We start from the raw sequence: 10726 nt of genomic DNA, 5'->3' as shown, positions 1-10726 counted from the left end.
TCATATTGAGACGTTTTAGACAACAGGACGATATTCATTAGTTTCAATATTCATAGGTCTCATTAAGACCAAAGTATAAAGAACAAGGGGCAACACATGGCCATCAATGCAGTATTGCTAGCAGTTATTATCATGCTAGGACTGTCACTTTCGCGAGTGCACGTGGTGCTCAGTTTATTAATCGGAGCGCTGGCAGGTGGACTACTAGCAGGGCTTGGTATTACTGATACGCTCAATGCTTTTCAAGAAGGCATCCGTAATGGTGCAGAGATTGCGTTGTCGTATGCACTGCTAGGGGCATTTGCAGTAGCGATTGCTCATTCAGGTTTGCCGCAATCGTTGGCAGGCGCAGTCATCAAGCGTATTGATGCTGCTGGCACGAGTGGCATGATTAAGTACATGCTGTTTGCAGGCCTCATTACCATGAGCTGCTTTAGCCAAAATTTAATCCCTATTCATATTGCCTTTATTCCGCTACTGGTACCGCCATTACTACTAGCATTCAATCGAATGCAGATTGATAGACGCCTGATTGCTTGTCTGATTACGTTTGGACTGGTCACCACCTATATGTTTATTCCTTATGGTTTTGGTGATATCTACCTCAATCAGATTATGCTAAAAAATGTGGGTGAAGCGGGTATCGATGTTGCCAATATTTCTGTGGTGCAAGCCATGGCGATTCCTGCACTGGGCATGCTAATTGGTCTGCTGGTTGCTGTATTTATTAGCTACCGTAAGCCACGCGCATATCAGCAAATTGCGATAGATCAGCAAGCGCATGATGCCGTAGTAGAAGGTGATGCATTAAGCAAAACTGCCGCTGGCGCACAGTCGCAGAGCAAGCTAAAGACATTGGTTGCTTTGGCAGCTATCGTGACTGCTTTTGTGGTGCAGTTATATACTGATTCGCTACTACTTGGCTCAATGTTTGGCTTTGGTGTCTTTATGGCAACTGGCGTGGTGAAGTGGCGTGATGCTGATGGCGTCTTTAATGATGGTATCAAACTGATGGCGATGATTGGCTTTATTATGATTACCGCGCAAGGCTTCGCTGAAGTGATGAAAGCCACTGAGCAGATTCAGCCATTGGTCGATGGGGCAGCGTCACTGTTCGCCGGTAATAAGGCAATGGCCGCATTTATTATGCTACTCATCGGTTTGATTGTGACCATGGGTATCGGCTCGTCATTCTCGACCATTCCTATTTTGGCCGCGATTTATGTACCGCTGTGTATCTCTCTAGGGTTTTCGCCATTGGCTACTGTAGCTATTATCGGTACGGCTGGCGCGCTGGGTGATGCGGGTTCGCCTGCGTCAGATTCGACATTGGGGCCAACCTCTGGTCTAAACATCGATGGACAGCATGACCATATCAAAGACAGTGTGATACCGACATTCTTGCATTACAACATTCCGCTACTCGCATTTGGTTGGATTGCAGCGATGGTGTTGTAGTAAGTGATTTGAATGATTAGGTTTGATATAAAGGGCGAGTATAGCTATAAGCTATGCTCGACTTTTTCATTTCTCTTTATTGCTTAATTAATATGTTTTTTAATACTCATCATCAAAAACTTTTATCTCACCATTCAAACTGCTCAAAAATGTATCACTTTGCGCGAGCAATTCATTTAAGCGATCTTCATTGACGAGCCGTGTCATTTCATCAGCGCTAAACGGTTGCTCTTGACTGTAGTAACGTTGCTCTCTAGCGTCCTCATTGCCTAATGTCTGTAAATACTCATCCACACTGTCTGCACTGGAATCAGCAGCGCTCGAGTCTTTTTTAAATTGTTTATCGTCTTTCATCAAAACCACCTTATGCCGCTTGGCGTAATTAAACCATCTAATGGCACATCCCACGGTTGACGCGCTAATTGTTCAACCACTTGAAAGTCATAGCACCAGCCTATCTTTAACGGCCTTGAAGCCCCTGATCGATAGCTTTTACCAAGCGTCGTATCATAGAACCCGCCACCCATACCCATACGATTACCATTTAAATCAACCGCCACCAGTGGACAGATAATCACGTCTAGTTCTGACGCCCATAGTAGAGCGCGGCTGTGGTTTTGCTTCATGCCTAATTGATGAATGCGAGTGGGGACATTAATCAGTTTTGAGTGATAAACAGGTACGAAGCGCAGACGTTTATCATCATTGCCATTGCTAGTACGACCAAGAGAACCGACAACCGGTAAATAAGGTAAATAGCCTAAGCGTTGGCACCAGTCCAATAGTGGCTGAGTAGGTAGCTCACCAAAGCCATCATAATATAAGCCAATACGCGCATGTGCTGGCAATCGATGCTGTAATTTCGTTAGATGCAAGCTTGCAGACTGAGCAAGTTGTCTACGTTCGCCATCAGTTAACTGGCGACGCTGGCGAGTAAAGTGCCGTCTAGGCGGGTTGCTGATGACAGTTTCGGATGTTTCAGCGTTTTTTGAGTCCGAATTATTTGGATTAAGGTTGTTTGAATCAAAGTTATTTGGCTCAGGCCGTATTGGTTTGGGGTGCATAGTTTCAGAGTGCATAGTTTTAGAGTGCATAGGTATCTTATCCAATGAAGTATCAGATTGATGGTGACAGGCGTTTTTAGACATTCGTTTTTAGGCATCGCTCAAGGCTATTTGTGAATATTCAACACGCCTTAGTCATGCTATCATAACGCCACTTTACATCGTATTTCCGTTTATGTGCAGCAGCTGTTGCACTTTTTATCGTTCAGTTATCTAACAACAAACCAGTAAAGAGGGTAGTTATGTCGACACAGAATCAGGCAACTCGTACCGAAAAAGACACCATGGGCAACGTAGAAGTCCCAGCTGATGCTTATTGGGGTGCGCAAACTCAGCGTAGCCGCGAAAACTTCAAAATCGGTGGCGAGACTTTGCCGCGTCCAATGATTGAAGCGATGGCACTGGTCAAAAAAGCCGCTGCGATTACCAATGCAAGCCTAGAGCGTATCGAAGGCGACAAGCGTGATCTCATCGTACAAGCCGCTGACGAAATCATCAACGGTGGTCTGGTCGATCAGTTCCCATTGGTTGTATGGCAGACAGGTTCTGGCACACAGTCAAACATGAACATGAACGAAGTATTGGCCAACCGTGCTAACGAAATTGCTGGTTCTGAGCGTGGCAGCTATACGCCAATTCACCCAAATGACCATGTAAACCATGCACAGTCTACCAACGACAGCTTCCCAACGGCGATTCGTGTGGCTGCTGCGCGTCAAATCAACAGCTTATTGATTCCAGCGGTAAAAGCACTACGCGATACGCTAGCGGCAAAAGCCAAAGAATTCGATAGCATTGTAAAAATCGGTCGTACACATTTGCAAGACGCCACGCCTTTGACCTTAGGCCAAGAGTTCAGCGGCTATGTCAGCCAACTTGACCATTCATTGACTCGTATCGACAACGCGCTACAAGGTCTATATGAATTGCCACTAGGTGGTACTGCGGTTGGTACTGGTCTAAACGCCCATCCTGATTATGCCGTAAAATCAGCTGAGCAACTAGCGACTTTGACTGGCTTGCCATTCGTCACGTCACCGAACAAATTTGAAGCACTAGCCGCTCGTGATGCAGAAGTATTCGCTTCAGGCGCACTAAAAACACTAGCAGGTAGCCTAAACAAAATCGCTAACGACGTACGTTGGTTGGCATCTGGCCCTCGTTGTGGTCTTGGCGAGTTGACGATTCCTGAAAATGAGCCAGGCTCTTCTATTATGCCAGGCAAAGTAAACCCAACTCAGTCAGAAGCAATGACCATGGTTGTCGCTCAGGTCATGGGTAACGACACAACCATCAGCATGGCTGGCGCATCAGGTAACTTTGAGCTAAACGTGTATAAACCAGTTATCGCCTTTAACTTGTTACAATCTATCAAGCTGCTTGGCGATGCTTGCAACAGCTTCAACGAAAACTGTGCCGTTGGTATCGAGCCAGTAAAAGACAAAATCGATGACTTCTTGCACAACTCATTGATGCTAGTGACTTCATTGAACCGTCATGTCGGTTATGAAAATGCAGCTAAAATCGCTAAGACTGCTTATAAAGAAAACAAAACTTTGAAGCAAGTTGCGGTTGAGCTAGAGTTATTAACTGAAGCGCAGTTTGATGAGTGGGTCATTCCTGCTGATATGGTACATCCTAAGTAAACAGTAGACTAAATAATGATCTGCTACGGCGTCAGACTCGCTTAATGTACGATAAGTACTATTTGCACTCGTCTTTCTGGTAGCAGCATCATATTTATGCCACTGAGAAGTTAGAAATAAAAAGACCTTGTCACGTTATGTGGCAAGGTCTTCTTTGTAAGATCATTAGACTCTAAAGTCTCTCAGAAGGAAATGATGTTAATTTAAATTTCTTTCGCGAATGATTTAAATTTTATAGGGTAGGCTGAATATTTCTAAAAATAGCAATCGGTGTAATTCCAAACGAACTTTTAGGTCGTCCAGCTAAATTTTTGAGTTCATTAACAAAAATCTTGATCATATCTTGAAGTTCAGAGTCATTTTTACCTTCATAAACAACATCGTCATTAGGCAAAGCATCTAATATTCCAAGTAGATACCATTCGCCTGCCATAAACTCGCCATGTTTAAAATTTATATCATGTGTTGGTGTAGATAATTCATCTCTATTCAAAGTCATCCAAACTTCTTCAACACTTTCGTCTGATTCCACTATGAAGCGGCTTTGAATAGCAAAAGGAACGTTCCTTATAAAATCAATTAAATCTTTTTTTATTTTTTCAAGATTTTTAGCTTGTTTTTTATCTTCTTGTCTATCAGAAGTTCTAAGTTCTCTTGAATAAAAATTTAAAGCGGGTTCTACAATAGCGCTTAACATGTTCACATCTACGATGCCAAGTTTTCCCTTCAATAAAACTAATCGTCCAAGGTTGGATTCACAAAGTACCTTACTAACAAAACCTAGCTCATCTAGCTTATTAATCATTTCTCTTGGCATGGTATCGATAGCATTATAAAAACGTTCTCCACCGCTTTGAGCTTGTTCACTAGAGCCTAACCTTCCACCCGTCACTGTAGGTACACCCACGGTTGCCTCCATAGTTTTACCGTCTGTAATACCATGAGTTTCTTTGTAAGATTCAATTGAACCATTGCCGTTTAGCTGAGCGTAAAAAGAGCTAATCTTCTTATTATCTAAGTAAAAAAAGTCAAAGAGTGATTCTATGAGTAGTGGTTCTGACTCCACGGTCTAATTCCTTTTTGTTCGAATTTTTATGTTTGTTAAATCTGGATAATGAATTATTAAGCATGTCGAAATAGCTGCTAGTAGCATCTGTTATAACATCTGAGGGCTTAGGTTCCTCTTGTCTATTACGTTCAGTATTATGTTTATTGCTCATGAGATGTTCCTCCCTTGATGGAAGCTCTTAGCTAAATTATTACCTATACATGATACATCAAAAACTTTAGATAGACTTTAGTATTTATATTAACATTTTATACAGTTAGCTGATTATACAAGATAGTAGAAGCCATAATATTGCAAGAATGCTAAAGATATGACGGTAATATTCAGCTTTTTAATAATCGATAAAAAAAGACCTTACCACATCACGCGGTAAGGTCTTTTTCATATCAAATTTATAAGCTTTATTAAAACTTATAGAGCAAACCAAGCGTCGTCGCTGCTTCAGTACGTGAGTCGACCATTGGGCTATCGTACTGCTCATTTGGTACATAGCTCACGCTTTGATTGGCAAACCCTGCCCAGCGCTCATTAAAGTCATAGTTAGCACTGATGTTGATATACGGATTCAAGCTTGAGTTAGATTTATACGCATCAACACCCGTCTTAGCGGCCTCTTTTTCACTGACACCATAGTAGTATTCATTGTAGTCAGCATCATGATATTCAAAGCCAATACTTGGATAAACTGTTAGCTTGCCTTTAGTGATTCTAGAAAGGTAGGTCAAGCGAGCCGTGTTACCACCACTACGATCTAATACATCAGCACCTATCTGCGCGCGGATGCCGCCAATAGCCGTACGACGCTGATAGCTTAGACCTGCTTCTGCTGATGATTTACGCTCATCCAAGCCTTGCAGTGGGCCATTAGCATCATCAGGTTCAAACTCAGAACCCGCAAGCTTGGCATAGGCAGACAGCTGATTGACACCGTCATTGATCAGATACGCACCAGCTTGCGCACCGCGTACATAGACTTTGTTGTTGTCATAAAATGCACCTGGTAGCACGCGCACTTCAGTACTGTCTTCGAGATCATAGGCTGATTTGACCGCCATGACATTGACCCCAACGCTAAGCTCAGCATCTTTGTCAGTCGGCAAGTTGTCATTAAAAAGTGCGGCGTTAGACAGGCTAGCCACACTAAATAGTGCAGTAGCGGTAAACGCGCTAAACATAGTGCGTGTAGAGATATTAGGTAGCGCTGCAAGTTTTAACATAATTGGATCTCGTAAGTGAGTATAAATAACTGAGTGGTGCGAGTAAGCAAAACGTGTTCAAAAGGGCAAGCTATAAAACGAATCAGTAATGTTGGTCAATATGCTGTTTTTGGGAGCTATATAGCAATGATAGATAAGTATGAGCATTTACTCAATGGCTTTTAGTACTTGTAGTAATTGCTGGTGAATATCTTGCCACCACCAGACAAAACCAATGCTAATAAGTAGCATCGCAAGCCATGGTAATAGCTGCCAAATAACGGAAGGTTTTTTAAGTGCTTCGGGTTCAATACTATTATGAACAGCTTCATTACTTAACGGTGAATTGATAGTATTAACGCTATCGGCACTATTGTTAGCATTTATATCAGACGCATTCGTTTCATTGTTAGCAAAAGCAGCATCTTGCTCAGTTGAATTGGCATTAAGATGAAGCGATTGTTCGATAGGAGTGGCATCATACGAGCTTTGATTATCGTGTTGGTCATGAGATTGGCCACTATACTGACTGTTATATGATGAGTTATCGTGAGCGCTGTATGAATAGTTGGTTTGATAAGCGTTTAATGTGCGCTGCTGCTGAATCGCTGCGTTTTGTATAGCGACTGCTAGACGCTGACGGTAGCCAATGGCAAAAGCCAATGCAATCACTAGCCCTGTGATTGCGCCACCGATATGACCAGCATTATCAATTCCCGGTACGGCAAACCCATAGACGAGGTTGATGCCCATAATAAATATCAGGCTTTTGAGGTTAAGCACCATGCCATTGACCGATATTTTAAACAGTGCAGCAATTAATAATGCCGCACCAATACCCATAATACCGCCAGAAGCCCCAGCTGATAGCCCAGGCTGTCCTGTACCATCCAAAATACTTTGCCACGTTACATAGCTATTGAGCAAGTTACCACCGATTGCCGCCAGCAAAAATAACGCCAAAAAATTGGCTGAACCAAACATCGGCTCGGCAATCTGCCCAAAGAAATACATAGCAAACCCATTAAACAATAAATGCATCAGACCAATGTGCAAAAACGCACTGCTGACCAGTCGCCAAGGATCATCACCTATGGTAAAAGGTAAGGCATTGGCACCCCATTTGAGCAGTGCCTCAGTGGAGGGATTATTGGCATCGACGCCCGTCAATATCTGCATAATAAATAGCCCAATAAAGCTGGCTAGTAGCAGGGTAGTGACGGGTGCTGTTTTTAATAGTTGTTGAATGGTCATAGAAGCGAGATATCATCAAAATGTTGTATATATAGTATAAAGGGTATGGCCAGATAATGTTATTTATCCGCAGGTCATCATAGTACAAGTTTTCATAGTCTTGATGACTGATAGCTTTCAAAACTAGAAAACTCTTAGGAATCGAAAGCTCTTAGAAATAGAAAGCTCTTAAAGACGGATAGCTCTAAAAATGAATAGCTCTAAAAGTGACCAACTTTAAGATTCTCGTAAGTACCTTTTACCAAGATATCGTCCGTAACTTTATTGATATCGGTATGACCGCAGAACGCCATTGAGATATCACACTCTTTATAGATAATTTCAAGCGCGCGGCGTACGCCATCTTCACCATAAGCGCCCAATCCATAGAGAAAAGCGCGCCCAATCATCGTACCTTTCGCTCCCAATGAGATGGCTTTTAGCACATCTTGACCAGAGCGAATGCCACTATCTAACCACACTTCAATATCGCTATTCTCAGCATGGACGGCTTGTACGATGTCAGACAGCGCAGAAATAGAAGACAGTGCACCATCTAACTGACGGCCTCCATGGTTTGAGACGACCAGTGCATCGGCACCGCTACGGGCAGCCATGATGGCATCTTCAGGTTCCATGATGCCTTTGATGATGAGCTTGCCACCCCACATATCTTTGATACGTGCCACATCATCCCAGCTCAAACGTGGATCGAACTGCTCTTCTGTCCATGAGCTCAATGATGACAGGTCTTCAACGCCTTTTGCATGACCGACGATATTGCCAAAGCTACGACGTTTGGTACCTAGCATATTCATACACCATTGTGGCTTAGTCATTAGATTGATGATATTGGTAAGGGTCGGTTTAGGCGGTGCAGACAAGCCGTTTTTAATATCTTTATGACGCTGACCCATGACCTGCAAGTCGGCAGTTAATATTAGGGCTGAACAATTGGCATCTTTGGCCCGTTGAATCAGATTGGCCATATAGTCTTGATCGCGCATGACATATAACTGAAACCAAAACGGTTTGCTGGTATGAGTAGCGATATCTTCGATAGAGCAGATGCTCATGGTCGAGAGCGAGAAGGGAACGCCAAATTTTTCAGCGGCACGCGCAGCATGAATCTCGCCATCTGCCCACATCATGCCAGTGAACCCAGTCGGAGCGATGGCGACAGGCATATTGACGGACTCACCAATCATTTGTGTCGCTAGACTGCGATTGTCCATATCGACCAATACTCGCTGGCGCAGTTTGATACGGTCAAAGTCAGTTTCATTACTACGATACGTGGTTTCAGTCCATGAGCCTGAATCGACATAGTCATAAAACATACGCGGTACTTTGCGCTCAGCGACTCGGCGCAGGTCTTCAATCTCTGTTATTTTCTTTAAGACAGGTTTTAAATCTTTCATGATTTCTCACCACTTTATCATCGTAATAGGACGTATTTTTTATAGGTATAATGCTATTAAGCGAGCAGCTGCTGCAAATCCATCACCGAAAACGGATAATTTAATCGTTTGGATGGCGTCAAAATCACAGGAATAGTGGTGGCGAACTCCATCATCAGCGCCTCATCAAAGTCTGCAATATCGACATGTTGGTAGCTAATCGGTTGTACGGCTTGAAACTGAGTGATTATTTGCTCAGCGATATCACATAAATGGCAGCCCGAAGTGCCTAGTAGCCACCATTGATTGCTATTTTCATCAATGCCGAGGCTTGGGTTTGCTGCAATAACACGCGCTCGTAATACTTCTATATTATCATCGTGCATGGGTAGTCTCTTATCTTCATACTGATTGTAAAGCGCTGATGCTCAGCACGCGCTTATTTAAAACATAAAATACTTTAACGGTCATTACATCATAAAGAAGTGGGGTAAATAATGACAGCGATTGTGAGATTAGGTAAGATGACCTGCTATTGATCGTTATTAATGACTAATGCTCAATGGTTAATGATTGGCTATAAATAGCCCGTTTACAATCATTGATTCTTAGTTGATGTCTCATAGTCATTAATAGAGTATCTATCTTATCTTATTACTTTTTTAACCACTCGGATATCGCGCATGGCAAGTTTTGGCACATTTATCAAACGTCTGTTATTGGCAATTATGCTATTGGTTGTCGCATTCCATATATTGGTCGTTGGGCTATTATTAATTTGGAAAACACAGCCAATTAATAACAGCATGTTTATGTTGACGCATCGCCTAACGGGCGGCACGGTCACTCAGACATGGGCTGAATATGATGCGATTGCCAAATCTGCCAAACAAGCGGCGATTGTGAGTGAAGACTCGACGTTTAGTCAGCATAGCGGTTTTGATTTTAAAGGAATTAAGGCCGCACAAAAGAAAAATGAAGAAACAGGTAAAATGTCTGCTGGCGGCTCAACGATTACTCAGCAATTGGCAAAGAACTTGTTCCTCACCTCGCATCGCTCTTATGTGCGTAAAGCGGAAGAGGCGGTCATTACTGTAATGATTGAGACACTATGGGACAAGCAGCGCATCATGACCGCTTACCTAAATGTGGCGGAGTTTGGTAATGGTATCTATGGTATAGACGCGGCAGCGCATCATTATTTCGATAAGTCTGCGGCCAATCTAAACCGAGATGAGTCAGCGCTTCTGATTGCGATGCTTACCAATCCAAAGTACTACGAAGACAATCAAGGCGACAAGCGTTTACGTAACAAGCAACGTATTATCAAAAAACGTATGAAAAATGCTGTATTACCGCAAGCAGCTTCATAAATATAAATCATGAGGGCTGGGCTAGGTTATAGGATCGGATGTTGTAGGCTCGGCTATTTCGAATAAGACTAGGGCGTGTCCTCAATTCAATCGATAGTCATCTAAATGGGTTAAAAATGGCTAAATCTTGCCAGACAGCGTCAAATAGCTGACTAATATCTCGATATTATCTGCGCTATTTTCCTTGTTTGACTGCGATTTATCTCATTTTTATCACCATTTTTAAAATGAGGACACGCCCTAGGATATACCCTAATAAAGACAGAACGATAAAAGATGATGGCGTA

General features: G+C 42.8%; 10 protein-coding genes. 3 read left to right on the top strand and 7 right to left on the bottom strand.

Going from position 1 to position 10726, the window contains the following annotated elements; all coding sequences use genetic code 11:
- Positions 1-96 precede the first annotated feature (96 nt).
- Positions 97-1458, top strand: coding sequence for a Na+/H+ antiporter family protein (locus ACIGBM_RS09780; RefSeq protein ID WP_101205176.1), 1362 nt, complete (start codon positions 97-99; stop codon positions 1456-1458).
- A gap of 99 nt (positions 1459-1557) precedes the next feature.
- Here ACIGBM_RS09780 and ACIGBM_RS09775 read toward each other — a convergent pair whose 3' ends face one another.
- Both ACIGBM_RS09775 and ACIGBM_RS09770 read right to left on the bottom strand, forming a co-directional pair.
- The gene (locus ACIGBM_RS09775) at positions 1558-1812 is read right to left on the bottom strand and encodes a hypothetical protein (RefSeq protein WP_397477619.1); all 255 of its coding nucleotides are present in this window, start codon (positions 1810-1812) and stop codon (positions 1558-1560) included.
- Positions 1812-2552 carry a 5-formyltetrahydrofolate cyclo-ligase gene (locus tag ACIGBM_RS09770; RefSeq protein ID WP_397477618.1) on the bottom strand — a complete coding sequence of 247 codons (741 nt, stop codon included), beginning with the start codon at positions 2550-2552 and terminating at the stop codon, positions 1812-1814. The genes ACIGBM_RS09775 and ACIGBM_RS09770 overlap by 1 nt, the downstream gene beginning before the upstream one ends.
- A 212-nt stretch (positions 2553-2764) precedes the next feature.
- Between ACIGBM_RS09770 and fumC the strand changes: the two genes are divergently transcribed.
- The gene (gene fumC / locus ACIGBM_RS09765; RefSeq protein ID WP_102092240.1) at positions 2765-4168 is read left to right on the top strand and encodes a class II fumarate hydratase; all 1404 of its coding nucleotides are present in this window, start codon (positions 2765-2767) and stop codon (positions 4166-4168) included.
- 232 nt (positions 4169-4400) lie between these two features.
- Here fumC and ACIGBM_RS09760 read toward each other — a convergent pair whose 3' ends face one another.
- The 5 genes from ACIGBM_RS09760 to ACIGBM_RS09740 form a co-directional block, all read right to left on the bottom strand.
- The gene (locus ACIGBM_RS09760; protein WP_397477617.1) at positions 4401-5234 is read right to left on the bottom strand and encodes a hypothetical protein; all 834 of its coding nucleotides are present in this window, start codon (positions 5232-5234) and stop codon (positions 4401-4403) included.
- Positions 5235-5641: 407 nt separating this feature from the next.
- A complete protein-coding gene (locus ACIGBM_RS09755) occupies positions 5642-6454 on the bottom strand; it encodes a MipA/OmpV family protein (RefSeq protein WP_397477616.1) in 813 nt (270 codons plus the stop codon).
- Between the two features lie 147 nt (positions 6455-6601).
- The gene (locus tag ACIGBM_RS09750) at positions 6602-7687 is read right to left on the bottom strand and encodes a rhomboid family intramembrane serine protease (protein ID WP_397477615.1); all 1086 of its coding nucleotides are present in this window, start codon (positions 7685-7687) and stop codon (positions 6602-6604) included.
- Positions 7688-7887: 200 nt separating this feature from the next.
- On the bottom strand, positions 7888-9087 hold the full coding sequence (locus ACIGBM_RS09745; RefSeq protein ID WP_397477614.1) for an L-lactate dehydrogenase: 1200 nt from the start codon (positions 9085-9087) through the stop codon (positions 7888-7890).
- Between the two features lie 56 nt (positions 9088-9143).
- The gene (locus ACIGBM_RS09740; RefSeq protein ID WP_379543028.1) at positions 9144-9452 is read right to left on the bottom strand and encodes a glutaredoxin family protein; all 309 of its coding nucleotides are present in this window, start codon (positions 9450-9452) and stop codon (positions 9144-9146) included.
- Positions 9453-9749: 297 nt separating this feature from the next.
- Here ACIGBM_RS09740 and mtgA point away from each other — a divergent pair, with 297 nt between their 5' ends.
- On the top strand, positions 9750-10439 hold the full coding sequence (gene mtgA, locus ACIGBM_RS09735; RefSeq protein ID WP_102093061.1) for a monofunctional biosynthetic peptidoglycan transglycosylase: 690 nt from the start codon (positions 9750-9752) through the stop codon (positions 10437-10439).
- Positions 10440-10726 lie beyond the last annotated feature (287 nt).

Origin of the sequence: Psychrobacter sp. NPDC077938 (genome assembly GCF_044542635.1) — a bacterium.
Lineage (GTDB): Bacteria > Pseudomonadota > Gammaproteobacteria > Pseudomonadales > Moraxellaceae > Psychrobacter.
This window is presented reverse-complemented; position numbering and strand designations above follow the sequence as displayed.

Bases quoted from the DNA above. Each gene is read 5' to 3' on its own strand.
- ACIGBM_RS09775 (WP_397477619.1), bottom strand. From the start codon at position 1,812: ATGAAAGACGATAAACAATTTAAAAAAGACTCGAGCGCTGCTGATTCC.
- ACIGBM_RS09750 (WP_397477615.1), bottom strand. From the start codon at position 7,687: ATGACCATTCAACAACTATTAAAAACAGCACCCGTCACTACCCTGCTA.
- fumC (WP_102092240.1), top strand. From the start codon at position 2,765: ATGTCGACACAGAATCAGGCAACTCGTACCGAAAAAGACACCATGGGC.
- mtgA (WP_102093061.1), top strand. From the start codon at position 9,750: ATGGCAAGTTTTGGCACATTTATCAAACGTCTGTTATTGGCAATTATG.
- ACIGBM_RS09780 (WP_101205176.1), top strand. From the start codon at position 97: ATGGCCATCAATGCAGTATTGCTAGCAGTTATTATCATGCTAGGACTG.
- ACIGBM_RS09740 (WP_379543028.1), bottom strand. From the start codon at position 9,452: ATGCACGATGATAATATAGAAGTATTACGAGCGCGTGTTATTGCAGCA.
- ACIGBM_RS09770 (WP_397477618.1), bottom strand. From the start codon at position 2,552: ATGCACTCTAAAACTATGCACTCTGAAACTATGCACCCCAAACCAATA.
- ACIGBM_RS09755 (WP_397477616.1), bottom strand. From the start codon at position 6,454: ATGTTAAAACTTGCAGCGCTACCTAATATCTCTACACGCACTATGTTT.
- ACIGBM_RS09745 (WP_397477614.1), bottom strand. From the start codon at position 9,087: ATGAAAGATTTAAAACCTGTCTTAAAGAAAATAACAGAGATTGAAGAC.